22 protein-coding genes are annotated in these 23194 nt (G+C 74.0%); 16 read left to right on the forward strand and 6 right to left on the reverse strand.

Annotation, left to right across the window (positions count from 1 at the left end; all coding sequences use genetic code 11):
- Positions 1-129 precede the first annotated feature (129 nt).
- On the reverse strand, positions 130-1359 hold the full coding sequence (locus ABD361_RS23970; RefSeq protein ID WP_344437780.1) for an alpha/beta hydrolase family protein: 1230 nt from the start codon (positions 1357-1359) through the stop codon (positions 130-132).
- A gap of 215 nt (positions 1360-1574) precedes the next feature.
- On the opposite strand from ABD361_RS23970, the gene ABD361_RS23975 reads away from it, so the two are divergent.
- The gene (locus ABD361_RS23975) at positions 1575-2177 is read left to right on the forward strand and encodes a hypothetical protein (protein WP_344437782.1); all 603 of its coding nucleotides are present in this window, start codon (positions 1575-1577) and stop codon (positions 2175-2177) included.
- Here the strand turns inward: ABD361_RS23975 and ABD361_RS23980 are convergent.
- Entirely contained in the window at positions 2161-3489 is a 1329-nt protein-coding gene (locus ABD361_RS23980) for a type III PLP-dependent enzyme domain-containing protein (RefSeq protein ID WP_344437883.1), read from the reverse strand. The genes ABD361_RS23975 and ABD361_RS23980 overlap by 17 nt on opposite strands.
- Before the next feature lie 100 nt (positions 3490-3589).
- Between ABD361_RS23980 and hutU the strand changes: the two genes are divergently transcribed.
- The 5 genes from hutU (at position 3590) to ABD361_RS24005 (ending at position 9866) form a co-directional block, all read left to right on the forward strand.
- On the forward strand, positions 3590-5248 hold the full coding sequence (gene hutU, locus ABD361_RS23985) for a urocanate hydratase (RefSeq protein WP_344437785.1): 1659 nt from the start codon (positions 3590-3592) through the stop codon (positions 5246-5248).
- Positions 5249-5406: 158 nt separating this feature from the next.
- Positions 5407-6594, forward strand: a complete 1188-nt coding sequence (locus ABD361_RS23990; RefSeq protein WP_344437885.1) for an allantoate amidohydrolase — start codon at positions 5407-5409, stop codon at positions 6592-6594.
- Positions 6585-7919: a formimidoylglutamate deiminase gene (locus ABD361_RS23995; protein WP_344437787.1), complete on the forward strand. Its 1335-nt coding sequence runs from the start codon at positions 6585-6587 to the stop codon at positions 7917-7919. The genes ABD361_RS23990 and ABD361_RS23995 overlap by 10 nt, the downstream gene beginning before the upstream one ends.
- Before the next feature lie 20 nt (positions 7920-7939).
- Positions 7940-9121 (forward strand): imidazolonepropionase, encoded by a 1182-nt coding sequence (hutI, locus tag ABD361_RS24000; protein WP_344437789.1) that lies wholly within the window; start codon positions 7940-7942, stop codon positions 9119-9121.
- A gap of 64 nt (positions 9122-9185) precedes the next feature.
- Complete coding sequence (locus ABD361_RS24005; protein ID WP_344437791.1) at positions 9186-9866, forward strand: hypothetical protein; 681 nt, start codon at positions 9186-9188, stop codon at positions 9864-9866.
- Here the strand turns inward: ABD361_RS24005 and ABD361_RS24010 are convergent.
- Both ABD361_RS24010 and ABD361_RS24015 read right to left on the reverse strand, forming a co-directional pair.
- Positions 9767-10207, reverse strand: a complete 441-nt coding sequence (locus ABD361_RS24010; protein WP_344437793.1) for a nitroreductase/quinone reductase family protein — start codon at positions 10205-10207, stop codon at positions 9767-9769. The genes ABD361_RS24005 and ABD361_RS24010 overlap by 100 nt on opposite strands.
- A gap of 98 nt (positions 10208-10305) precedes the next feature.
- The gene (locus ABD361_RS24015) at positions 10306-11190 is read right to left on the reverse strand and encodes an RNA polymerase sigma factor SigF (RefSeq protein WP_344437795.1); all 885 of its coding nucleotides are present in this window, start codon (positions 11188-11190) and stop codon (positions 10306-10308) included.
- A 261-nt stretch (positions 11191-11451) separates the two neighbouring features.
- Here ABD361_RS24015 and ABD361_RS24020 point away from each other — a divergent pair, with 261 nt between their 5' ends.
- The 5 genes from ABD361_RS24020 (at position 11452) to ABD361_RS24040 (ending at position 15506) form a co-directional block, all read left to right on the forward strand.
- Positions 11452-11820 carry an STAS domain-containing protein gene (locus ABD361_RS24020; protein ID WP_344437797.1) on the forward strand — a complete coding sequence of 123 codons (369 nt, stop codon included), beginning with the start codon at positions 11452-11454 and terminating at the stop codon, positions 11818-11820.
- Between the two features lie 143 nt (positions 11821-11963).
- On the forward strand, positions 11964-12461 hold the full coding sequence (locus ABD361_RS24025) for an ATP-binding protein (RefSeq protein ID WP_344437799.1): 498 nt from the start codon (positions 11964-11966) through the stop codon (positions 12459-12461).
- Between the two features lie 402 nt (positions 12462-12863).
- On the forward strand, positions 12864-13679 hold the full coding sequence (locus ABD361_RS24030; RefSeq protein ID WP_344437801.1) for a peptidase: 816 nt from the start codon (positions 12864-12866) through the stop codon (positions 13677-13679).
- A 28-nt stretch (positions 13680-13707) separates the two neighbouring features.
- Positions 13708-14559: a COG1470 family protein gene (locus tag ABD361_RS24035; RefSeq protein WP_344437803.1), complete on the forward strand. Its 852-nt coding sequence runs from the start codon at positions 13708-13710 to the stop codon at positions 14557-14559.
- Positions 14556-15506 carry a hypothetical protein gene (locus ABD361_RS24040; protein ID WP_344437805.1) on the forward strand — a complete coding sequence of 317 codons (951 nt, stop codon included), beginning with the start codon at positions 14556-14558 and terminating at the stop codon, positions 15504-15506. The genes ABD361_RS24035 and ABD361_RS24040 overlap by 4 nt, the downstream gene beginning before the upstream one ends.
- Positions 15507-15581: 75 nt before the next feature.
- Here the strand turns inward: ABD361_RS24040 and ABD361_RS24045 are convergent, their stop codons facing one another.
- Positions 15582-17117 carry a peptide MFS transporter gene (locus ABD361_RS24045; protein ID WP_344437807.1) on the reverse strand — a complete coding sequence of 512 codons (1536 nt, stop codon included), beginning with the start codon at positions 17115-17117 and terminating at the stop codon, positions 15582-15584.
- Between the two features lie 470 nt (positions 17118-17587).
- On the opposite strand from ABD361_RS24045, the gene ABD361_RS24050 reads away from it, so the two are divergent.
- Both ABD361_RS24050 and ABD361_RS24055 read left to right on the forward strand, forming a co-directional pair.
- Positions 17588-18268 (forward strand): response regulator transcription factor, encoded by a 681-nt coding sequence (locus ABD361_RS24050; RefSeq protein WP_344437809.1) that lies wholly within the window; start codon positions 17588-17590, stop codon positions 18266-18268.
- A 19-nt stretch (positions 18269-18287) separates the two neighbouring features.
- Positions 18288-19532 (forward strand): ATP-binding protein, encoded by a 1245-nt coding sequence (locus ABD361_RS24055; protein ID WP_344437811.1) that lies wholly within the window; start codon positions 18288-18290, stop codon positions 19530-19532.
- Positions 19533-19551: 19 nt separating this feature from the next.
- Here ABD361_RS24055 and ABD361_RS24060 read toward each other — a convergent pair whose 3' ends face one another.
- Positions 19552-20058 (reverse strand): GtrA family protein, encoded by a 507-nt coding sequence (locus ABD361_RS24060; protein ID WP_344437814.1) that lies wholly within the window; start codon positions 20056-20058, stop codon positions 19552-19554.
- Positions 20059-20217: 159 nt separating this feature from the next.
- On the opposite strand from ABD361_RS24060, the gene ABD361_RS24065 reads away from it, so the two are divergent.
- The 3 genes from ABD361_RS24065 to ABD361_RS24075 are packed head-to-tail and all read left to right on the forward strand — an operon-like array spanning position 20218 to position 23059.
- Positions 20218-21336 carry a 5-(carboxyamino)imidazole ribonucleotide synthase gene (locus ABD361_RS24065; protein ID WP_425583308.1) on the forward strand — a complete coding sequence of 373 codons (1119 nt, stop codon included), beginning with the start codon at positions 20218-20220 and terminating at the stop codon, positions 21334-21336.
- On the forward strand, positions 21333-21863 hold the full coding sequence (purE, locus tag ABD361_RS24070; protein ID WP_344437818.1) for a 5-(carboxyamino)imidazole ribonucleotide mutase: 531 nt from the start codon (positions 21333-21335) through the stop codon (positions 21861-21863). The genes ABD361_RS24065 and purE overlap by 4 nt, the downstream gene beginning before the upstream one ends.
- A 5-nt stretch (positions 21864-21868) precedes the next feature.
- Positions 21869-23059 (forward strand): dipeptidase, encoded by a 1191-nt coding sequence (locus ABD361_RS24075; RefSeq protein ID WP_344437820.1) that lies wholly within the window; start codon positions 21869-21871, stop codon positions 23057-23059.
- Positions 23060-23194 lie beyond the last annotated feature (135 nt).

The following is a 23194-nucleotide window of genomic DNA, read 5'->3' on the forward strand; positions in this document are numbered from 1 at the left end:
TCGGCTGCGGGCCGTCGGTGGCTTGTCGCGCAGTTCCCCGCGCCCCTACGGGGCGCCCCGTAGGGGCGCGGGGAACTGCGCGACAAGCCACGGCGCAGCCGCAGATCGGCACCGCCCCGCCGCAGGCGGCTACCGCTCCCGGAGCTCGGGGAAGTGCGGCAGGGCGCCGCCCCCGCGCAGGAAGCGGTCGAAGAAGGCCGCCACGTACGCCCGCGTGACCCCCACGGCCCGCTCGGGCCGCACCGTGCCCACCGCCTCCCGCACCGCGGACCACGGCACGGTTCCTTGCCGCGCCAGCTGCGGCAGCACCACCGTCGCGTCCGTGTACGCCCCGTGCTCCGCTCCCGTGAGGGTCGCGTTGCCCTTCCACGCCCCGTGCGAGTGCCGCCACAGGGCGAGCCAGGACGGCTGGCGGTCGTACTCGCCGGAATCGGCCGCGTCGGTGCCCATCAGCAGCAGGGGCCGGTGCACGCCGGCGCGGGCGACCGCGGAGAGGCCGCCGGGGCCGGGAAAGGCGAGGGTGCCGTCGAGGTCGACGGCGGCGTCGACGCGCCGGTCCTCGTACAGCGCCTGGACGGCCGTGAAGCCGCCCGCGGAGTGTCCCAGCGCCCCCACGTGCCGCAGGTCCATGGCGGCGGCCAGGGCGTGCGGCAGGCGGGCGGCGCGGCGGTCGCCGAGCCGGTCGAGGACGAAGCGCAGGTCGTCGACCCGTGCCCGCATCGCCTTGCGCAGCACCGCGGCGGGGTCCACGTCGCGCCGTGCGGCGAGCGCGGGCAGGACGGAGGTGGCCAGCCGGCCGCCCGGCAGGGCGACCTCGGAGGCGTCGTAGGTGTGGTCGACGGTGACGACGACGTAGCCGCGGGAGGCGAGGTCCTCGACCAGCGAGGTGTTCCAGGTGCGCGGGTCGCCGAGCCCCGGCGAGTACAGCAGGACGGGCCGCACCCGGGCGCCGCGCGCCACGGGCGCGTCGGGGCGCGCGTGGGTGCGTACGGCCGACCAGTCGACGGCCCCGAGGGGCGTGCCCCGGCCGAAGTGGCCGGCCGCGCGCGGCTGCATGTACGGGGCGGTGGGGCCGCCCGCGCGCCAGCCCTCGCGGGCCGCCGGGTACCACAGGCTCACCATGACCTCGCGGTGCGCGCGGCGCCCCGGGTGCCAGGGGTCGGTGCGGGAGGTGTCCACCAGGTGCCGGGTGGTGGTGCCCACCGGGTACGGCCCGGTGGGCGCCGGAAGCTGCACCTCCGCCACCTCCGCCGCGGCGGCGTGGGCGTGGGGCGCGCGGACCCCGAGCAGTCCGGTCAGGACCAGCGCGACCGCCGCCACCACGGCCCGCCTGCGCAGGGCCCGCTCGTTCACCGGCATGGCGCATCCCTCCGCTGCCGTCGATCACCCGTCGATACGACGACCATAGGGACCGCCCGTACGACGACACGACATACGCGGGTGCCAACTCGCCCGTGATACCGGGGTATGACTCCACTGGCCCAGTGCGCGGGCGTCTCTCAGCTCGTCCTCAGAAACGTCGGCTAGCGTGCCGGGCAACTGTCACCGGAAGGCATGGATCGAGGAGGTCTGACGTGGGTCGCGGAGCGTATGCGCTGGCGCGCGTGGCCGTGATCGTGCGGGCGCCGGCCCGCTGGCTGTTCTGGCTCGGGGCCCTGGGCGCGGGCATCGGCGCCCTGGTGCCGGGGCTGACCGGGCGCCGGATCGGGTTGCTGGCGGGCGCGGGAGCGTTCGTGGTCGCGGGGGTGGCGGCGTTCCTCGCGCGCCGGGGGCGGTACGCCGAGCTGGCGGGCGGCGCCGAGCGCGCCGGGCGCTCGGTCTACCTGCAGGACCGCGCCGTTGCGCTGCGCAACTGGCGGCGGGCGCGCCGCTGGTGGCTGGCCGTCGCCTTCCTGGTCGCGGTCGGCTCGTCCTTCGCGGTGCCCGCAGCGGTGGGCCTGGGCCTGGCCGGGCTGGGCGTCGGGCTGTGGGCGAAGGCCCTGTGGCTGGGCCGGTTGGAGCGCCGCGCGGACGCCCTGCTGTGGGTGCGCACCGAACGCGCCCAGGGCAGTCCCGCCGCGGCCGCGGTCAGCGGCTGGTTCGCCACCGGGCTCGCGGCCGGCGACGCCCTGCCCGGCGGTGCCCGGCGCCGTACGCGCCCGGCCGCGGGCGGCGCGGTGGTCACCGCAGCGCGCTGAGCCCCGCGGCGTGCCCGGCGCCGTTCTCGGCCACGAGCTCGTCGAGTGACTGCGGAGGGCGCACGGGAGCGAAACGCACACCCTGTTCGTCGCAGACATAGCCGTAAACCCCCGGACGGGGGAGCGTGTTGTACGCGTAGTGGTGCGCGAAGTAGTACGCGCCGGTGTCCAGGAGCGCCACGTGGTCCCCGGCCTCCAGTGGCGGCAGCGGGCGGCCGGTGGCGACCAGGTCGCCCGCGAAGCAGCAGGGGCCGGCCACGTCCTGCACCACGGGCGCGCCCGTGCGGGGCCGGCCCACCGCGTCGTACGCCGCCACGCGCAACGGCCAGGAGCCGGGGTCGAACACCGTGCGCGAGGCCACCTGGGCGCCCGCGTGCGTCACCGCGATCCGGCGGCCGCCCGCCGTCTTCGCGTACTCCACCCGGGCCAGGATCACGCCGCTCTTCGCCAGCAGCGACCTGCCGAACTCGGTGACCAGGCCGTAGCGCCCGTCGAACAGACCGGGAACGGTGCGGGCCAGCAGCCGGGCGTACGCGTGGTGGGTGGGGTCGACCTCGTCGGAGGCGAAGTTCACCGGCAGGCCGCCGCCGATGTCCACGGTGCGCACCCGCCGCTCGCCCGCCGCGGCGTTGATCTCCTCCGCCAGCTCGTACACGGCCCGTACGCCCTCCGCCAGCAGCTCCAGGGGGCAGCCCTGGGAGCCGGTGTGGGCGTGGACGCGGGTGAGCCACGGGCGCTCGGCGTACGCGCGCACCACCCACTCCCGCGCCCCCGGATCGCGCAGCCCCACCCCGAACTTCGACGTCGCCGTCGCCGTGCTCAGCGCCCCGATGCTGCCGGCACCGACCTGCGGGTTGATGCGCAGGCCCAGCGGCGGCACGGGCCCCGGCAGGGCTGCGACCAGCGCGTCGAGCCGGGCGAGCTCCTGGGGGTTGTCGGCGTTGACCGCCAGGCCCGAGGCGAGCGCCTCGCGCAGCTCCGCGGTGGTCTTGGCGGGGGAGTCCACGACGATCCGGTCGGCCGGCACCCCGGCGGCCCGCGCCACCGCCAGCTCCCCGGGGCTGGCGACCTCCGCGCCCAGGCCCTCATCTGCCAGCAGTCGCAGCACCGGCACCAGCGGCGCCGCCTTCACCGCGAACGCGTGCAGCGCATCCACCGCCCCCACCTGCGCGAACGCCTCCCGCAGGCCGGCCGCGGCCTGCCGGATGCCCGTTACGTCCAGCAGTCCGGCGACCGGCCGGCCTTCCCCGACGATCCCCTGCCCCACGGCGGCCCGCACGGCCGCGTCCCGGCGGCTCGCCGCGCTCTGCATCTCCACACGGCTTGATGTGCCCGGCCCACCCTGTTGACTAGCAGTATTCAGCCACCCAAACTGTGCAGTGTTCTATTCAGAGCCAGGGAGGCAGAGCCCCATGTCCGGACCGCGACCCGTGCGAGCACCCCGAGGCACCGAGCTGAGCGCCCGGGGCTGGCAGCAGGAAGCCGCACTGCGCATGCTGCAGAACAACCTCGACCCGGAGGTCGCCGAGCACCCCGACAAGCTCGTCGTCTACGGCGGCACCGGCAAGGCCGCCCGCGACTGGCGCTCCTTCGACGCCATGGTCCGCACGCTCCGGTCGCTGAAGCAGGACGAGACCATGCTCGTCCAGTCCGGCCGCCCGGTCGGCGTCATGCAGACCCACGAGTGGGCCCCGCGCGTCCTCATCGCCAACTCCAACCTCGTCGGCGACTGGGCCAACTGGGAGGAGTTCCGGCGCCTGGAGGCCCTCGGCCTGACCATGTACGGCCAGATGACGGCCGGCTCCTGGATCTACATCGGCACCCAGGGCATCCTCCAGGGCACGTACGAGACGTTCGCCGCCGTCGCCGCGAAGAAGTTCGGCGGGACGCTCGCCGGGACGATCACCCTCACCGCCGGCCTCGGCGGCATGGGCGGCGCCCAGCCGCTCGCCGTCACCATGAACGACGGCGTCGCGATCTGCATCGACTGCGACCCCCGCGCCATCGAACGCCGCATCGAACACCGCTACCTCGACGTCAAGGCCGACTCCCTCGACCACGCCCTCCAGCTCGCCGTCGAGGCCCGCGACGCCCGCCGCCCGCTGTCCATCGGCGTCCTCGGCAACGCCGCCGAACTCGTCCCGCAGCTGCTCGCGATGAACGCGCCCATCGACATCGTGACGGACCAGACGAGCGCCCACGACCCGCTGGCCTACCTGCCCGTCGGCATCGACTTCGACGACATGGCCGACCGCGCCGCCGCCGACCCCGCCGACTTCACCACCCGGGCACGCGAGTCCATGGCCCGCCACGTCGAGGCCATGGTCGGCTTCCAGGACGCCGGCGCCGAGGTCTTCGACTACGGCAACTCCATCCGCGGCGAGGCCCAGCTGGCCGGCTACACCCGCGCCTTCGACTTCCCCGGCTTCGTCCCCGCCTACATCCGCCCGCTCTTCTGCGAGGGCAAGGGCCCCTTCCGCTGGGCGGCACTGTCGGGCGACCCCAAGGACATCGCCGCCACCGACCGCGCCATCCTCGACCTCTTCCCCGAGAACGAGTCCCTCGCCCGCTGGATCAAGATGGCCGGCGAACGCGTCCACTTCCAGGGCCTGCCCGCCCGCATCTGCTGGCTCGGCTACGGCGAGCGCGACCGCGCGGGCGAACGCTTCAACGACATGGTCGCCAGCGGCGAACTCTCCGCCCCCGTCGTCATCGGCCGCGACCACCTCGACTGCGGCTCCGTCGCCTCGCCCTACCGCGAGACCGAAGCCATGCTCGACGGCTCCGACGCGATTGCGGACTGGCCGCTGCTCAACGCCATGGTCAACGTCGCGTCCGGCGCGTCGTGGGTCTCCCTCCACCACGGCGGCGGCGTCGGCATGGGCCGCTCGATCCACGCCGGCCAGGTCACGGTGGCCGACGGCACGGCACTGGCCGGCGAGAAGATCCGCCGCGTCCTGACGAACGACCCCGGAATGGGCGTCATCCGCCACGTCGACGCGGGCTACGACATCGCGGAGTCGGTGGCCGAGGACCGCGGGGTCCGCATCCCGATGCGGGAAGAGGCATGAGCCCTGCTGCGGGCAATCGTCCCGCAGGGCGGGACGGGTGGGCGCAGCCCGACCACCGGGCCGCACCGGACCACGAAGGCGCGGCCCACCGGGGCCCCGGGGCGGTGCCGCGCGGGGCGGGGGAAAGGCCCGCCGCAGGCGGGTCCTCCTTCCACGAGATGTGGCGCGATCTCGCGCCCATCGGGCGCAGCGCCGAGAGCGGCGGCTACCGCCGCTTCGCCTGGACCGGCGCCGACGGCGACTGCCGTCAGTGGTTCCGCGCCCAGGCCGAGGGCCGGGGCCTGACCTACGAGGTCGACCGCAACGGCAACCAGTGGGCCTGGCTCGGCGACCCCGCCGCCGGCGACGCCGTCGTGACGGGGTCGCACCTGGACTCCGTCCCCGACGGTGGGGCCTTCGACGGCCCCCTCGGCGTCGTGTCGTCCTTCGCCGCCCTCGACGAGCTGCGGGCCCGCGGCGCGGCGCCCACCCGCCCCCTGGCCGTCGTGAACTTCGGCGACGAGGAGGGCGCCCGCTTCGGGCTGGCCTGCGTCGGCTCCCGGCTGACCGCCGGCCAGCTGACCCCGCAGGCGGCCCGCGAGCTGCGCGACGCGGACGGGGTGAGCCTGCCGCAGGCGATGGAGCGCGCCGGCTACGACCCGGACGCCATCGGCCCCGACCCCGAGCGCCTCGCCCGCATCGGCGCCTTCGTCGAGCTGCACGTCGAGCAGGGCCGGGCCCTGGCCGACACGCCGCACGCCGTGGGGGTCGCGTCGGCGATCTGGCCGCACGGCCGCTGGCGCTTCGACTTCCGGGGCGAGGCGAACCACGCCGGTACCACCCGCATCGAGGACCGCCGGGACCCGATGCTGACGTACGCCAACACCGTGCTGGCCGCGCGGAAGAAGGCCCGCCTGGCGGGTGCCCTGGCGACGTTCGGCAAGGTCGCCGTGGAGCCGAACGGCGTCAACGCCATCGCCTCCCTGGTGCGCGGCTGGCTGGACTCGCGGGCCGCCGACGAGGAGACGCTGGCGGCCGTGGTCGCCGAGATCGAGCGGGCCGCGACCGAGCGCGGGGCCCGTGACGGGGTCGAGGTGACGGTGACGCGGGAGTCCTTCACGCCGGTCGTGGAGTTCGCGCACGGCCTGCGCGACGAGCTGGCGAAGCTGCTGGGCGGCGTGCCCGTGCTGCCCACGGGCGCCGGTCACGACGCCGGTATTCTGTCGGCCGCCGTGCCCACGGCCATGCTGTTCGTGCGCAACCCCACCGGTGTCTCCCATTCGCCGGCCGAGACGGCCGCCGAGGACGACTGCGTGGCCGGGGTGGCCGCACTCGCCGACGTACTGGAGGGGCTCGCGTGCAGGTGACGTACTGGGCGGAGCACGCGTGGCTCGACCCGGCGGTCGAGGACGGCGTGGTCATCGAGGTCGCGGACGGCCGCATCACGGCCGTGCGCACGGCCGTGCCGACCCCGCCGCCGGGCGCGGTGCCCCTGCGCGGCCTGACCCTGCCGGGGCTGGCGAACGCGCACAGCCACGCCTTCCACCGCGCCCTGCGCGCCCGCACCCAGGTGGGCAGCGGGACTTTCTGGACGTGGCGCGAGGTGATGTACGGGGTGGCCGACCGGCTCACGCCCGACAGCTACTTCGCCCTCGCCCGTGCCGTCTACGCCGAGATGGCCCTCGCCGGCATCACCTCCGTCGGGGAGTTCCACTACCTCCACCACGCCCCCGGCGGCACCCGCTACGCCGAGCCCAACGCCATGGGCGAGGCCCTGATCGCCGCCGCGGCCGAGGCCGGCATCCGCATCACCCTCCTCGACACCGCCTATCTCTCCTCCGGCTTCGGGGAGCCGCCCACCGCGCACCAGCTGCGCTTCTCCGACGGCACCGCCGAGGCCTGGGCCGAGCGGGCCGCCGGCCTCAAGCCCGCCGAGCACGCGCGCATCGGCGCGGCCGTGCACTCCGTGCGGGCCGTGCCGGCCGGTCAGCTGGCGACCGTCGCCGACTGGGCCGCCCGGCACGAGGCGCCGCTGCACGTGCACCTGTCCGAGCAGACCGCCGAGAACGACGCCTGCCGCGCCGCGCACGGCTGCACCCCCACCCGGCTGCTGGCCGACCACGGTGTCCTCGGCCCGCGCACCACGGCCGTGCACGCCACGCACCTCACCGACGAGGACGTCGCGCTCCTCGGCGGCTCGCGCACGGGCACGTGCATGTGCCCCACCACCGAACGCGACCTCGCCGACGGCATCGGACCGGCGGGCGCCCTCCAGCGGGCCGGCAGCCCCCTGTCCCTGGGCAGCGACAGTCACGCCGTCATCGACCTGTTCGAAGAGGCCCGCGCCATGGAGCTCGACGAGCGCCTGCGCACCCGCACCCGTGGTCACTGGACGGCGGCCGCCCTGCTGCGCGCCGCCACCGCCGACGGCCACGCCTCGCTCGGCTGGGACGACGCCGGCCGGATCGGGGCGGGCGCGCTCGCGGACTTCACGACGATCGCGCTGGACTCGGTCCGTACGGCCGGGCCGCCCGCGCTGCTGGGAGCCGAGACGGCCGTATTCGCGGCGACCGCCGCGGACGTCCGGCACACGGTGGTGGGGGGCCGGCACGTCGTACGGGACGGGGAGCACCGGCTCGTGCCCGACGTGCCGCGGACCCTGGCCGAGTCGATCGCCGCCCTGTACGGCTGACGCCGAGGACCGGAGCAAGCATGAGCACGGCAATCATCAACATCAGCAGTCTCGTCACCAACGACCCCTCCCTCGGCGAAGGCCCCCTCGGCCTGGTCCAGGACGCGGCGGTCGTCGTCGACGGCGACCGCGTCGCCTGGATCGGTGCGTCAAGCAAAGCACCCGCCACTGACAACGCCGTCGACGCCGGCGGCCGGGCCGTCGTCCCCGGTTTCGTCGACTCCCACTCCCACCTGGTCTTCGCCGGCGACCGCACCGCCGAGTTCAACGCCCGCATGTCCGGGCGCGGCTACACGGCCGGCGGCATCCGCACCACCGTCGCCGCCACCCGCGCCGCCACCGACGAGCAGCTGGAGGCCAACCTCCTGCGCTACCTCGACGAGGCGCTGCGTCAGGGCACCACCACCCTGGAGACCAAGTCGGGGTACGGCCTGACCACCGCGGACGAGGCGCGTGCGCTGCGGATCGCCGCGGCCCACACGGACGAGGTCACCTACCTCGGCGCCCACGTCGTCGCCCCGGAGTTCGCCGACGACCCCGCGGGCTACGTCGAGCTCGTCACGGGCGAGATGCTCGACGCGTGCGCGCCGCACGCCCGGTGGGTCGACGTCTTCTGCGAGCGGGGCGCCTTCGACGGCGACCAGGCGCGGGCGGTGCTCACCGCCGGGACGGCGCGCGGCCTGGTCCCGCGCGTGCACGCCAACCAGCTCGGCCACGGCCCCGGCGTGCAGCTGGCCGTCGAGCTCGGTGCCGCCTCCGCCGACCACTGCACCCACCTGAGCGACGCCGACGTCGACGCGCTGGCGTCCGGCACTACCGTCGCCACGCTCCTGCCGGGTGCCGAGTTCTCCACCCGCGCCCAGTGGCCCGACGCGCGCCGGCTGCTGGACGCGGGCGTGACGGTCGCGCTGTCCACGGACTGCAACCCCGGGTCGTCCTTCACCAGTTCGATGCCGTTCTGCATCGCGCTCGCGGTGCGGGACATGGGCATGACCCCCGACGAGGCCCTGTGGTCGGCCACGGCCGGCGGTGCGGCCGCCCTGCGCCGCGACGACATCGGCCGGCTGACCCCGGGCGCCCGGGCCGACCTGGCGCTGCTGGACGCGCCCTCGCACGTCCACCTCGCCTACCGCCCGGGCGTCCCCCTGGTCTCGGCGGTGTGGCGCGGCGGCGCCGTGGTCCACGGGTCGCCTCGGGGCTGACTCGGGGTCACCTCAGGGGCGTTCCCGGAGGCCGGGGGCGCCCCGGGCGGCAAGGATCCTCCCCATGAGGAACACGACGTGGGGACGGGCGGCGTTCACGGCCGGGCCGCTGTGCATGGTGGCCTACGGCCTGCTGCGCCTGATCGACGACCGGCACGGCCCGGGCCCGGACTGGTCGCTGGGGCACCTGGCGCTGCTGGCGGGCCTGCTGCTGTTCGTCCCGGTGTTCGCCGACCTGCGCGACCGGGCGGCCCGGGGCCGGGGCCCGGTGGCGCGCGCCCTGGCCGCCTCCGGCGCCGTCGTGGGGCTGGCCGGTGCGGCCGCCGGTGCCGTGCAGGCGGCCGTCGACCTCGCCGTCGCGTACTGCTCCGCCGACCGGGCCACCATGGACCGCCTGTTCGAGCACGTCCAGAGCGTCCCGGGCGTGATGCCCGTCGTCTACACCGTCGGCCCGGTGCTCTTCTACGTCGGACTGGTGCTGCTGCTCGTGCAGTTGGCGGCGCAGCGCGCGATCGCGCCGTGGCGGCCGGCGGCCGTGGTGGCGGGTGTGGTGGTCACGGCGGCCACCTTGGACCTGCTCCCGGTCGGCGGCCTGCTCTTCCTGCTGGCCCTCGCCCCGCTCGGCCCGCGGGGCGAGGACGGGGTTCAGCCGGTGGTGCGCTCCAGTGCCACGACGGGGACCTCCCGACCGGCGCGTGCCGCCCGCTCCCTGAAGTCGGCGAAGGAGGAGTCGGCGGCTATCTGAAGGGTCCATGCCTCCTCGCGCTGCGGCCCCTCCAGGAGCCGGGCGCGTACGGGGTAGCGCTCGGTGCCCACCTCGACGGTGGCCTCGGGCGCGGCCATCAGGTTGTGGTACCAGCCGGGCGCGGTGGGGGAGCCGCCGTTGGAGGCGAAGACGACCAGGTGCCCTTCGTGGGGGAGGTACACCAGCGGGGTGGTGCGCAGCAGTCCGCTGCGGGCGCCGCGCGTGGTGAGCAGCAGCAGGTTCCTGCCGGCGAAGGGGCCGCCGACGCGGCCCTCGTTCTTGCGGAACTCCTCGATGACCCGGAGGTTGAACGGGTTGCTGTTGACCGCATTGTTCGTCATGACGACCACGCTATGCCGCGCGGGCGCGCCGCGTGCGCCGCACGGGACGATCGGTTCCCGTGCGACGCACACGAAGCGGTGGTGACCGCCGCGGGCCGCTAATCCTCCGTCAGCAGCCCTCTGCGCAGCTTGACGAGGGTGCGCGAGAGCAGGCGCGAGACGTGCATCTGGGAGATGCCCAGCTCCTCACCGATCTCCGACTGCGTCATGTTGGCGACGAAGCGCAGGGAGAGTATCCGCCGGTCGCGGGGCGGGAGTTCGGCGATGAGGGGCTTGAGGGACTCGACGTACTCGATGCCCTCCAGCCCGTGGTCCTCGTAGCCGATGCGGTCGGACAGCGCGCCCTCGGGCTCGTCGTCCTCCGACTGGGCGTCGAGGGAGCTCGCGGTGTAGGCGTTGCTCGCGGCCATGCCTTCGAGGACCTCGTCCTCGGAGATGCCGAGCCGTTCGGCGAGTTCGCCGACGGTGGGCGAGCGGTCGAGCTGCTGGGCGAGTTCGTCGCCGGCCTTGGCCAGGTCGAGCCGCAGCTCCTGCAGCCGCCGGGGCACGCGCACCGACCAGCTCGTGTCGCGGAAGAACCGCTTGATCTCGCCGATGATGGTCGGCATGGCGAAGGTGGGGAACTCGACGCCGCGGCTGAGCTCGAAGCGGTCGATGGCCTTGATGAGGCCGATGGTGCCCACCTGGACGATGTCCTCCATCGGTTCGCTGCGGGTGCGGAACCGGGAGGCCGCGAACTTCACCAGGGCCAGGTTGAGTTCGACGAGGGTGTTGCGTACGTACGCGTATTCGTGCGTGCCCTCTTCGAGCGAGGCGAGACGCGCGAAGAGCGTCCTCGAAAGGGCGCGCGCGTCGACGGCGTCCACCTCGTCGTACGGGGGGATCTCGGGGAGCCCGGCGCGGCCGGGTTCATCGTGCTCGAAGGGGGTAGTCGACGAGGTGGCTTCCCTCTCGGAATGCTTTTCGTCGAGGCGGGGTGACATGGTCTCCTCCATCATTCTCGGCATATGGCAGCCGGTGCCGTGACCTCTTTGCTGCGGTTTGCGGCGCCTCCGAAGCCGTCCGTGGTGGATGTGACCCTCTAGCCCTACCGGTCTTCACCTCTCGATGGCAAGTCCCTTATGTCCATATTCGCCAGTTTTGGCGGAAGTTCAGCTTCCGGACTGGCGCAAGGAAGGCGTAGTGTTCCGTGGGGATTCTTCAAGCGCCACGCGGGCACAGGACAAAGGCACGAAGGGGAGCGCATGGATCGCGGGATGGTCGGCAACGCCAGCAGGGGCCGGCTGCATGTGGAGGTCCGGCGCCAGGGGGCCAGCACGGTCGTCTCGCCTTCGGGTGAGCTCGATCACCACACGGCGGAGCTGTTGCGCGAGCCCCTGGAGGAGTGCGCCGGGCGCAGTGGTGCACGCATCGTGGTCGACTGCTCACGGCTCGACTTCTGCGACTCCACGGGACTGAACGTCCTGCTCGCCGCCCGGATGATCGCGGAGGCCGCGGGCGGCTCCGTCCACCTCGCCGCCATGACCCCCGTCGTCGCCCGTGTGTTCGAGATCACGGGCGCCGGGGCCGTCTTCACCGTGCACGACACGCTCGACTCCGCCCTGGCCGAGTAAGAGGTCGCGTTGGTTCCGTTGCCCTGCTCACAGGGCCCCGCCGCAATCCGATGGTGTTCCTCCGATTCCGGCGGGCAGGAGACAGCTGAAATCCGTGGAAGATGTTCGTGTACGTATAGGTGAATCGGTGAGGTGAAGCGCTGATGAGCACCACCCGGGCGTGCCCACCGCCGGACGGACCGGGCCGGGAGCAGGGGGGCCCCGCTTCCGCCGGCTCCCCGGCGCCGGCCGCACGGGCAGCCCGCCGGCTTCGCCTCGTGGGGGTCGGCGGCGCCGTGCCGCTGTCCCGCGACTTCACCCGGCAGGCCCTGTACGACTGGGGCTGGCTGCCGGCGGCGACGGCGGACCACCGGGCGGCGGCCGAGGACGTCCTGCTGGTGGTCTCCGAGCTCGTCACCAACGCCTGCCTGCACGCCGACGGCCCCGAGGAGCTGTGCGTCAGCCGTTCGGGCAAGGTCGTGCGGCTGGAGGTCAGCGACCTGGGCGCCGGCACCCCGGCCCCGCGCAGCCCGCACCGGGCGGGGCGGCCGGGCGGCCACGGCATGTTCATCGTGCAGCGGCTCTGCCTCGACTGGGGGGTCACCCGGCAGGAAGGCGGCGTGGGCAAGACCGTCTGGGCCGAACTGGCCGGGCCGTCCTAGCCCCTACCCGACGGTTCGGGCGGCCCCGTCAGGGTGCCGTGCTGCGCCCGGGTCTCGGGGTGGCGCGTCGACTGCGGGCCGTCTGTGGCCGTTCGCGCAGTTCCCCGCGCCCCTGACGGGGCACCGCATCTGACCACGGTGCCCCGTCAGGGGCGCGGGGCGTTGTCGATGTGAGGCTGCCGCCGCGCGGGCGCGACAAGCCACCGCGCGCCCGCAGATGGGGCACCGTGGCGAAGGTCCGCCGGGCAGGCACAGCCGTTTCGCGTTCCGCGTCTTCCCTCTCCACGGCCACGGGCGTACCTTCGGCCTCCGATCTGATGTGCCGTCAGCTCTGCCGGGTCGCCCCGGCTGCCGGCACCGACGAGAGGGGAACCCCAGGTGTCCCACGCATTACGTCATCCCGTGCGCGGTCCCGTGCGCCGCGCGGGCGCGCTCGCGCTCGCGGCGGCACTGGCCGGCGGTACGGCCCTGCTGACCGCCCCCGTCGCCCACGCCGACACGGTCGACGTCAACTACCAGTGCAAGACCCCCATCGGGGACCGCAGCGCGGTGTCCCCCATCGACATCAAGGCGGTCCCGAGCGGGGACGCCTACAAGGTCACGATGACCTTCCAGAAGGGCGTCTCCTCCAGCCCCGTCGAGCTGGGCAAGGGCGCCATGAAGCCGAGCGCCGTGATCAAGCTGGGCGGTGCGGACAGCGGCACCCTGGACGTCTCGGGACCCCCCAACGACCAGCCGATCCCGGCCAACACCCCGATCAAGATCAGTGATCTGTCGGGGACGTACACGCCGAAGAAGAGCGGTCAGGTCACCTTCACGGCCGGCACGCTCACGATCCTGGCCCTGGGCACCACGACCACCTGCACCCCCACCAACAACCCGAAGCCCTCCCTGACGCTGGACGTCAAGGCCCCGGGCGGCAGCACCGGCGGCTCGACCGGCGGCTCGACCGGCGGCTCCACGGGCGGGTCGACCGGCGGATCGACCGGAGGTTCCACCGGCGGCTCGACGGGTGGGTCCACGGGCGGCGGCAGCACCGGCGGGACCACGGGCGGCTCCACCGGCGGCACGACAGGCGGCTCCACCGGCGGCGGCCAGCTCCCGCAGACCGGGCCCGACGACTCCGCCCTCGCCCTGGGCACCCTCGGCGGCACCGTCCTGCTCACCGGCATCGCCGGCACCCTCTGGCTCACCCGCCGGCGCCGCCCCGCCGGCTGACGCCCCCGCCCGGCCCAGGGAGCCGCCCATGCCGTACCGCACCGCCGCCGCCCTGCTGCTGCCCGTCGTGCCGGCCGTCGTGCTGAGCGCCCTGCTCGCGCCCGCCGCGGCCCGCGCCGACGCCGGGCCCCTGTGGACGGCCGCGCCCTCGGCCGGGGACCGGCCGGCGGCGGCGCCGGGCCGCGGCGCCTTCTACCTGGAGGGCACCGCGGGCGCCGTCCTCGCCGACCGGCTCTCCGTCGTCAACCCCGGCGACCGGCCCCGCACGATCGAGCTGCACGCCACCGGCGGGTGGATCGCCCTGGCCACGGGCCGGGTGGGCGTCCCGGCCCGCACCCGCGCCGAGGTCCCGCTCACGGTGACGGTGCCCGCCGGCACCCCGCCCGGCGACCACGCCGCCGCCGTGGTCGCCGGCGGCGAGGGCCGCGTGGTCCGGGTGCCGGTGACCGTACGGGTGCGGGGGCCTGTCCTCTCCGCGCTGTCGGTCGAGCACGTCCGGGTCGGCGGTACGGGCCGGGGCGCGGTGATCGCGTACGAGGTGGTCAACCGCGGCAGCACCGTCCTCGCCCCGAAGGTGGCCATCCGTGCCGAGGGCCTGTTCGGCGAGGTGCTGCGGCGGCCGGCCGCCCGGGCGCCCGCCTCCCTGGCGCCGGGCGCGAGCGCACGGCTGTCGGAGGAGTGGCCCGGCGCGCCGCGCCTGGACCGGTTGCGGGTGAGCGTCACGGCGACGGCCGCCGACGGCACGTACGCCGCCGCCTCGGCCGCGTACGTGCCCCTGCCGTGGCTGTGGCCGTCCCTGGCGGCCGCGGGGGCCGTGGCGGCCGCCGCGGCCGTCCTGGGGGCCGTGCGCCGGGCCGGCCGGCGCCGGGCGCGTCCATGAGCGGCTCCGGCGTACGGATGCGGGGGTCGGCGCTCGTCCTGCTCCTCGCCCTCGTGCTCGCCCTCGCGCACCCGGCGGCCGGGCGGGCCGCCGACGGCCCCCGGGCCGCCCTGGACCGCGCCGCGGCGCCCAAGGGCGCCTCCGTCACGGTCACCGGCGCCGGCTGGCCGCCGAGCGCCCTGCTCACGCTCCTGCTGTGCGGGCAGAACATGACCGGCGGCACCAACGCCTGCGCCAACGCCGACGGCCGGGCCGTGACCACCGCCTCCGACGGCACCTTCCGCGGCAGCCTGCCGGTGGCCGCCCCGCCCGTGCCCTGCCCCTGCGTCGTCCACGTGGCGACCGTCTCCGCCCCCGCGGCCGCCGCCGACGCACCGCTGACCGTCACCGGCCACCCGGTGGCGCCGCTGCCGCAGGGGAGCGGGCAGGAGCGGCTGAGCGTCCTGGAGGCCCGTCTGGAGGGCTCCGGCGGGCTGCTGACGTGGTTCGGCGCCCCGCCGAAACGCCGCCTCGTGGTCACCGTCGCCGATCTCGGTGCGGCGCCGGTGAAGGACCCGCGCTTCCGCCTCGGGGTGGCCCGGGGCGTCCTCGCCCCGACCTGGGAGGAGCGGCCCTGGCGCGGCACGCTGGCCCCGGGTGCCCGGCAGCGGATCGCCCTGGACGTGGAGCTGGCGGCGGGCGCGTACGGGCCGTACGCGGTCTCCCTGGAGTACGGCGGCCGGCTCCTGGTCGAGCAGCCCTGGGACGTGCCCCGGCCCTGGGGCGTGACGCTGTTCTGGGTGCTGCTGGGCACCGTCGTGCCCCTGGCGCTCTTCCGCGCCGGCATGGCGGTCGTCGACCGGCTGCGCCCCCGGCGCCCCGTGGCGCCCGCTCCGGCGCCCGGCGAGGCCCCCGCGCTGCCCTGGTTCGCCCCCGGGTCCGGGCCGCCGGCCGCGGGGCCGGGGTGAGGGGCCCGCAACGACGCGAAGGCCCCCGGCGCTCGCGCGCCGGGGGCCTTCGTCGTGTGCGGGGAGAGGGGAACGTCAGCGGACGTCGCCCATCAGACCCTCGATCTTCTTGCGGGAGACCCACACCGCGATGCCCGCGAGGGTCGCGGCCGCGGCCTGGCCGACGATCACGCCGACGCCGTCCAGCGGCACCTTCGCCGTGGCCAGCAGGGTCATGATGCAGTCACCGGCGGTGACGGCGAGGAACCACACGCCCAGCATCTGGCTGGCGTACTTCTGCGGCGCCATCTTCGTGGTGAGCGACAGACCCACGGGGGAGAGGCACAGCTCGCCCATCGTCTGGATCATGTAGATCATCAGCAGCCAGGCGGGGCTGACCGTGTGGCCGCCCTCGGCCATGCCCATCGGGACGGCGAAGACGAAGAACGAGGCACCGATGCCCACCATCGCCATGGCGAACTTCACCGTGGTGCTCGGCTCGCGGTCGCGCTTGGCCAGCCAGACCCACAGCCAGGCGAAGACCGGGGCCAGCGCCATGACCCACAGCGGGTTGACCGACTGGAACCAGGTGGACGGGAAGTGCAGGCCGAAGACGTTGTCGGTGGTCTTCTTCTCGGCGAAGGTCGACATCGTCGAACCGGCCTGGTCGAAGATCATCCAGAACACGGCGGCGGCGACGAAGAACCAGATGTAGCCGCTGACCTTGGTCTGCTCGGTGGCCGAGAGCTCCTTGTCGCGCTTGATGCGCGCCAGGACCGTGATCGGCACGATGAGGCCCAGCAGGGCGATCGGGATCAGCGCCCAGTTGAGGGTGAAGTGACCGGTGCCACCGACCACGCCGTAGAAGGCGGCCGCGACACCCAGCCACAGCAGGGCCTTCATGAGGGTCGCCTTGCGCTCCTCGGCCGACAGCGGCTTGGGCACGACGCTGCTCTTCGCGTCCAGGTGGCGGGTGCCCCACAGGAAGATCAGCAGACCCAGCGCCATACCGGCGGCGGCGATGCCGAAGCCCAGGTGCCAGTTGACCTCCTGGCCGACGGTGCCGATGACCAGCGGGGCGGCGAAGGCACCGATGTTGATGCCGATGTAGAAGATCGTGAAGCCGCCGTCACGACGCGGGTCCTGGGGGCCGTCGTAGAGGTGGCCGACCATCGTCGAGATGTTGGACTTCAGCAGACCCGAGCCGATCGCCACCAGGGCGAGACCGGCGAAGAACGTCGGCTTGCCCGGGACCGCCAGCAGCAGGTGGCCGGACATGATGACGCTGGCCGCGATGGTGACCGTCTTGCGCGGTCCCCAGACACGGTCGCCGAACCAGCCGCCGGGCATGGCGAGCAGGTACACCATGGCGACGTAGACGGAGTAGATGGCCACCGAGCTGGCCTCGGGCATCGCCAGACCGCCGCCCTGGCTGCCGGGCTTGGCATCGGGGCCGCCGGAGATCAGGTAGACGACGAGCAGGGCCCGCATGCCGTAGTAGGAGAAACGCTCCCACATCTCGGTCAAGAAGAGCGGGGCCAGGCCGAAGGGGTGGCCGAAGAAGGTCATGCCGCCGCGCGCCGGAGAGGTCGTCTCCTGCTGGGCCGCGTCCTTCGTCAGGCTGGACGCCATGGTCATTCCTAGGGTGCTCGGGACGCGCGGTGGTCCGGAGGACGCGCGCCCGGGTGGGGGTTGGCCGGCACCGGCTACTGACGCCGTCCACCCCCCACTCCCCTGGGGTGCGGCTCCTCGGTCGGAGAAGCCGCAGGACGGCCGTACATCGGGATCCACGCCCTCGCGCACCTTCGCGCGGGGACCCGGCCGACAGGTCGATCACTGTTCGTCCGGGCCGGCGGACCGGCCCCGCGTACCGCAGAGGCCTCCGGCGCGTGGATTACGTTCCGAAAGCCCCCTGCAGTACTAGACGTCCCGTCACCATACGGCACACCCCGCCGGGGCATGGAAGACGTTGAGACGCGTATCACAGGCGAATCCGGAACCGTCAGCGCGCAATCGAAGGTGATAGCACTTTCGGTGAAGTGTTGCCCTAGGTAGCCCTCGGTACACCTCTGACGTGCGCCCGAGCGGACTACCATCACCCCATGACCCGAGTACTGCTCGCCGAGGATGACGCGTCCATCTCGGAGCCGCTCGCACGCGCTCTGCGCCGCGAAGGGTACGAGGTGGAGGTGCGCGAAGACGGCCCCACGGCACTGGACGCCGGCCTGCAGGGAGGGGTGGACCTGCTCGTCCTCGACCTCGGGCTGCCCGGCATGGACGGTCTCGAGGTCTGCCGCAGACTGCGCACGGAGGGCCACAGCTTCCCCGTCCTGGTGCTCACCGCACGCGCCGACGAGGTCGACACGGTGGTCGGCCTCGACGCCGGCGCCGACGACTACGTCACCAAGCCCTTCCGCCTGGCCGAGCTGCTGGCCCGCGTACGGGCCCTGCTGCGCCGCGGCACCGTCGAGAACCAGCAGCAGCCGCCGGCCACCCACGGGGTGCGCATCGACGTCGAGTCCCACCGCGCCTGGATGGGCGAGGAGGAACTGCAGCTGACGGCCAAGGAGTTCGACCTGCTGCGGGTGCTGGTGCGCGACGCCGGCCGCGTCGTCACCCGCGACCAGCTCATGCGCGAGGTGTGGGACACCACCTGGTGGTCCTCCACCAAGACCCTCGACATGCACATCTCCTGGCTGCGCAAGAAGCTCGGGGACGACGCCGCCAACCCCCGCTACATCGCCACGGTGCGCGGCGTCGGCTTCCGCTTCGAGAAGAGCTGACAGGGGGCCGGTCCAGCCAGTGCGCCGCCGTCTGATCAACTCGACGCTCGCCGTGGTGCTCGTCGTGATCGCCGTCTTCGGCATCTCGCTCGTCATCGTCGAGACCCGCACCATCGAGAACAGCGCCCAGGAGAGCGTGCAGTCCGAGGCGGTGCGCCTGGTCAGCATCGTCGACAGCCGGCTGCTCGGCGGCGAGCGCGTGGAATCGGGGGTGCTGCAGGAGCAGATCACCCCCGAGCGCTACGCCCGCATCGACATCCCCGGGCGGCAGGCCATCGAGATCGGCGACCGCCCCGAGGGCGGGATCATCACCGCCACGCAGAAGGGCGAGCAGGGCGAGACGGTCCGCGTCGAGGAGTCGCGGGCCACCGTCAGCCGCGAGATCGGCCGCACCCTGCTGGTCATCCTCGCCGTCGCCCTGCTCGCCGTCGTCGCCGCCGTGTTCCTCGCCGTGCGCCAGGCCAACCGGCTCACCGCCCCCCTGACCGACCTCGCCGAGACCGCCGAGCGGCTGGGCTCCGGCGACCCGCGCCCGCGCCACCGCCGCTACGGGGTGCCCGAGCTGGACCGGGTGGCCGACGTGCTCGACGCCAGCGCCGAGCGCATCGCCCGCATGCTCACCGCCGAGCGGCGCCTGGCCGCCGACGCCTCGCACCAGCTGCGCACCCCGCTGACCGCGCTGTCCATGCGGCTGGAGGAGATCACGCTCACCGACGACCCGGAGACGGTCAAGGAGGAGGCGACGATCGCCCTCACCCAGGTGGAGCGGCTCACCGACGTCGTCCAGCGGCTGCTGACCAACTCCCGCGACCCGAAGACCGGTTCGGCGGTGGCCTTCGACCTCGACGAGGTCATCAAGCAGCAGATCGAGGAGTGGCGCCCGGCCGCCCGGGCCGCCGGGCGGGCGCTCGTGCGCTCCGGCAAGCAGGGCCTGCGGGCCGTCGGCACGCCCGGCGCGGTCTCCCAGGTGCTGGCGACGCTGATCGAGAACTCCCTGATGCACGGCGACGGCACGGTCGCGCTGCGCACCCGGGTGACCGGCAACCAGGCCGTGGTGGAGGTCCTCGACGAGGGCCCGGGCGTGCCGCCCGACCTGGGCGCGCGGGTCTTCGAGCGGACGGTCAGCGGGCGCAACTCCACCGGACTGGGGCTGGCGGTCGCCCGCGACCTGGCGGAGGCGGACGGCGGGCGCCTGGAGCTGCTGCAGCAGCAGCCGCCGGTGTTCGCCCTCTTCCTCAGCCGCGAGGCCGAGCTGCACGACTGAGGTCTGGCCGCGGGCGGGGCTACTTGCCGGCGCGCACCCGCGGCGGGGCCGAGGCGAGGAAGGACTCCGCGGTCTGCACGGCCTCGCGCGCGGGCAGGGCGCGGAAGACCCAGGTGCGGTACGACCAGAAGCGGAAGACGGTGCCGATGCCGAGGCCGATCACGTTCTTGGAGATGTTGTCGGCGAGCGGGGAGGTCAGGCCCATCCCGTAGTGCGTCAGGGCCAGTATCCCGTTCTCGATCACCAGGCCGACGCCGCTGAAGAGCAGGAAGAGGCCCATCTCCCGGCTGCGCCGGTTCTTGTCGGTGTCCCGGTAGGTCCAGTAGCGGTTGCCGACGTAGTTCGTGGCGATGGCCACGGCTGTCGCGATCACGCCCGAGCGCACGACGGCGAGGCCGAAGCCGTGCACGCAGATGTTGAAGACGACGAAGTTGACCACGAATCCGATGGCGCCGACGGCGCCGAACTTCGCGATTTCGCGGGCCAGCCGCTCCAGCCGGGAACGCACTGTGCGCCGTTGAGTCATGCCGTTCATGCTAACCAGCGGCTCCCGCGGGCGTCCCCGCGAGCCGGGTGAACGCGGAGCGACGGCAGGGCCACCCGTCTTGGAGGATCCTCCAGGGCCCGTCCCGGGGTGGTTCGTGCGTACGGATACCCTGGGGGCGTGACGTTCCCGGTAGTCGGCATGGTCGGCGGCGGCCAGCTCGCCCGTATGACCCACGAGGCGGGCATCCCCCTCGGCATCAGGTTCAAGCTGCTCAGCGACACCCCGCAGGACTCCGCGGCCCAAGTGGCCGGCGACGTCGTCGTCGGCGACTATCGCGACCTGGAGACCCTTCGTGCGTTCGCACAAGGCTGCGACGTGATCACCTTCGATCACGAGCACGTCCCCACCGAGCACCTCAGGGCACTGGAGGCGGACGGCATCCCCGTCCGCCCCGGCCCCGACGCGCTCGTGCACGCCCAGGACAAGGGCGTGATGCGGGCGAAGCTCACAGCGATCGGGGTGCCCTGTCCGCGGCACCGGATCGTCTCCGATCCGGCCGACGTCGAGCGGTTCGCGGCGGAGGGCGACGGCTTCCCCGTCGTCCTGAAGACCGTGCGCGGCGGCTACGACGGCAAGGGCGTGTGGGTCGTGCGCGACGCCGAACAGGCCGCGGAGCCGTTCCGCGCGGGCGTGCCCGTCCTCGCCGAGGAGAAGGTCGACTTCGTCCGCGAGCTCGCCGCCAACGTCGTCCGCTCCCCGCACGGCCAGGCCGTCTCCTACCCCGTCGTGGAGTCCATCCAGGTCGACGGCGTGTGCGACACCGTGATCGCCCCTGCGCCCGGCCTGTCCGACGAGCTGTCCGCGCACGCCCAGCAGCTCGCCCTGAAGGTGGCGGCGGAGCTCGGCGTCGTCGGCCACCTGGCCGTGGAGCTCTTCGAGACCCGCGACGGCCGCGTCCTGGTCAACGAGCTGGCGATGCGCCCGCACAACTCCGGCCACTGGACGCAGGACGGCGCGATCACCTCGCAGTTCGCCAACCACGTCCGGGCCGTGCTCGACCTGCCGCTGGGCGACCCGCGCCCGCGCGCGCCCTGGACGGTCATGGCCAACGTGCTCGGCGGCGACTACCCCGACATGTACTCCGCGTACCTGCACTGCATGGCGCGCGACCCCGGACTGAAGATCCACATGTACGGCAAGGACGTGAAGCCCGGCCGCAAGGTCGGACACGTCAACACCTACGGCGACGACCTGGCCGACGTGCTCGAGCGCGCCCGCCACGCCGCCGGCTACCTGCGAGGAACGATCACCGAATGACATCGAGCTCCCCCCTCGTCGGCATCGTCATGGGCTCGGACTCCGACTGGCCCGTCATGGAAGCCGCCGCCCAGGCCCTGTCCGAGTTCGAGATCCCCCACGAGGTGGACGTCGTCTCCGCCCACCGCATGCCGCGCGAGATGGTGGAGTACGGGGAGAAGGCCGCCGACCGCGGCCTGAAGGCGATCATCGCCGGCGCCGGCGGCGCCGCCCACCTGCCGGGCATGCTCGCCTCCGTCACCCCGCTGCCCGTCATCGGCGTGCCCGTGCCGCTGAAGTACCTGGACGGCATGGACTCGCTGCTGTCCATCGTCCAGATGCCCGCCGGCGTGCCCGTCGCCACCGTCTCCGTCGCCGGCGCCCGCAACGCCGGCCTGCTGGCCGTGCGCATGCTCGCCGCCCACGACGCCGCACTGCGCACGCGCATGAGCGCCTTCCAGCAGGAACTCAACGCGCAGGCCACCGAGAAGGGCCGGCGGCTGCGCGCCAAGGTCGAGGGCGCCGCCGGCTTCGGCTTCGGGAGCTGAGCGCCGTGACCGACCCGCTCGCCCGCGCCCGTGAGCTGCTCGCCGCCCACCCCGTCGTGGACGGCCACAACGACCTGCCCTGGGCCCTGCGCGAGCAGGTCCGCTACGACCTCGACCGGCGGGACATCGCCGCCGACCAGAGCGCCCACCTGCACACCGACCTGCCCCGGCTGCGCGCCGGCGGGGTCGGGGCGCAGTTCTGGTCGGTCTACGTGCGCACCGGCATGTCCGGCGACGACGCGGTCAGCGCCACCCTGGAGCAGATCGACGTCGTACGCCGGCTCGTCGACCGCCACCCGGACCAGCTGCGCGCGGCGCTGACCGCCGACGACATGGAGGCCGCCCGGGCCGAGGGGCGCATCGCCTGCCTGATGGGCGCCGAGGGCGGGCACAGCATCAACTGCTCCCTCGCCACGCTGCGCGCCCTGCACCGCCTCGGCGTGCGCTACCTGACGCTCACCCACAACGACAACGTCCCCTGGGCGGACTCCGCGACCGACGAACCGGCCGCCGGCGGGCTCACCCGCTTCGGCGAGGAGGTCGTCCGCGAGATGAACCGCCTCGGCATGCTCGTCGACCTCTCGCACGTCGCCGCCACCACCATGCGCGACGCGCTGCGGGTCGGCGAGGCGCCGGTGATCTTCTCGCACTCCTCGGCCCGCGCCGTGTGCGACCACCCGCGCAACATCCCCGACGACGTGTTGGCGGCCCTGCCCGCCAACGGCGGCGTGGCGATGGCGACGTTCGTACCGAAGTTCGTCCTGCCCGCGGCGGTCGCCTGGACGAAGGCGGCGGACGAGAACATGCGGGCCCACGGCCTGCACCACCTCGACACCACCCCCGCGGCCATGGCCGTGCACCGCGCCTTCGAGGAGAGGAACCCGCGCCCCCTGGCCACGGTGGAGACGGTCGCCGACCATCTCGACCACATGCGCGAGGTCGCCGGCATCGACCACATCGGCCTCGGCGGCGACTACGACGGCACGGCCTTCACCCCCGAGGGCCTGGCGGACGTCTCCGGCTACCCCAACCTCGTCGCGGAGCTGCTGCGCCGCGGCTGGTCCGAGACCGACCTGGCCAAGCTGACGTGGCGCAACGCGGTGCGGGTGCTGCGCGACGCGGAAGCGGTCTCCCGCGAACTGTCCGCGCGGCGCGGCCCGTCGATCGCCACGATCGACGAGCTGGACGGTGCGTGACTCGGTCGGGTCGCCCCGAAGGGGCGCGGGGAACTGCGCGACAAGCCACAACGCACCCGCAGACAGAGTGCGGTGCTGCGCCCGGCCCCCGGGATGGCACGTCGACTGCAGGCCGTCACTGGCCGATCGCGCCCG

The organism is Streptomyces luteosporeus, from assembly GCF_039532865.1.
GTDB lineage: Bacteria > Actinomycetota > Actinomycetes > Streptomycetales > Streptomycetaceae > Streptomyces > Streptomyces luteosporeus.

Coding starts and splice junctions, on each gene's coding strand:
- ABD361_RS24035 (WP_344437803.1), top strand. CDS start 13,708: ATGCCGTACCGCACCGCCGCCGCCCTGCTGCTGCCCGTCGTGCCGGCC.
- ABD361_RS24005 (WP_344437791.1), top strand. CDS start 9,186: ATGAGGAACACGACGTGGGGACGGGCGGCGTTCACGGCCGGGCCGCTG.
- hutI (WP_344437789.1), top strand. CDS start 7,940: ATGAGCACGGCAATCATCAACATCAGCAGTCTCGTCACCAACGACCCC.
- ABD361_RS23970 (WP_344437780.1), bottom strand. CDS start 1,359: ATGCCGGTGAACGAGCGGGCCCTGCGCAGGCGGGCCGTGGTGGCGGCG.
- ABD361_RS24015 (WP_344437795.1), bottom strand. CDS start 11,190: ATGTCACCCCGCCTCGACGAAAAGCATTCCGAGAGGGAAGCCACCTCG.
- ABD361_RS24010 (WP_344437793.1), bottom strand. CDS start 10,207: ATGACGAACAATGCGGTCAACAGCAACCCGTTCAACCTCCGGGTCATC.
- purE (WP_344437818.1), top strand. CDS start 21,333: ATGACATCGAGCTCCCCCCTCGTCGGCATCGTCATGGGCTCGGACTCC.
- ABD361_RS24040 (WP_344437805.1), top strand. CDS start 14,556: ATGAGCGGCTCCGGCGTACGGATGCGGGGGTCGGCGCTCGTCCTGCTC.
- ABD361_RS24045 (WP_344437807.1), bottom strand. CDS start 17,117: ATGGCGTCCAGCCTGACGAAGGACGCGGCCCAGCAGGAGACGACCTCT.
- ABD361_RS24065 (WP_425583308.1), top strand. CDS start 20,218: ATGGTCGGCGGCGGCCAGCTCGCCCGTATGACCCACGAGGCGGGCATC.
- ABD361_RS24060 (WP_344437814.1), bottom strand. CDS start 20,058: ATGACTCAACGGCGCACAGTGCGTTCCCGGCTGGAGCGGCTGGCCCGC.
- hutU (WP_344437785.1), top strand. CDS start 3,590: ATGTCCGGACCGCGACCCGTGCGAGCACCCCGAGGCACCGAGCTGAGC.
- ABD361_RS24050 (WP_344437809.1), top strand. CDS start 17,588: ATGACCCGAGTACTGCTCGCCGAGGATGACGCGTCCATCTCGGAGCCG.
- ABD361_RS24025 (WP_344437799.1), top strand. CDS start 11,964: ATGAGCACCACCCGGGCGTGCCCACCGCCGGACGGACCGGGCCGGGAG.
- ABD361_RS23990 (WP_344437885.1), top strand. CDS start 5,407: ATGTGGCGCGATCTCGCGCCCATCGGGCGCAGCGCCGAGAGCGGCGGC.
- ABD361_RS23980 (WP_344437883.1), bottom strand. CDS start 3,489: ATGCAGAGCGCGGCGAGCCGCCGGGACGCGGCCGTGCGGGCCGCCGTG.
- ABD361_RS24020 (WP_344437797.1), top strand. CDS start 11,452: ATGGATCGCGGGATGGTCGGCAACGCCAGCAGGGGCCGGCTGCATGTG.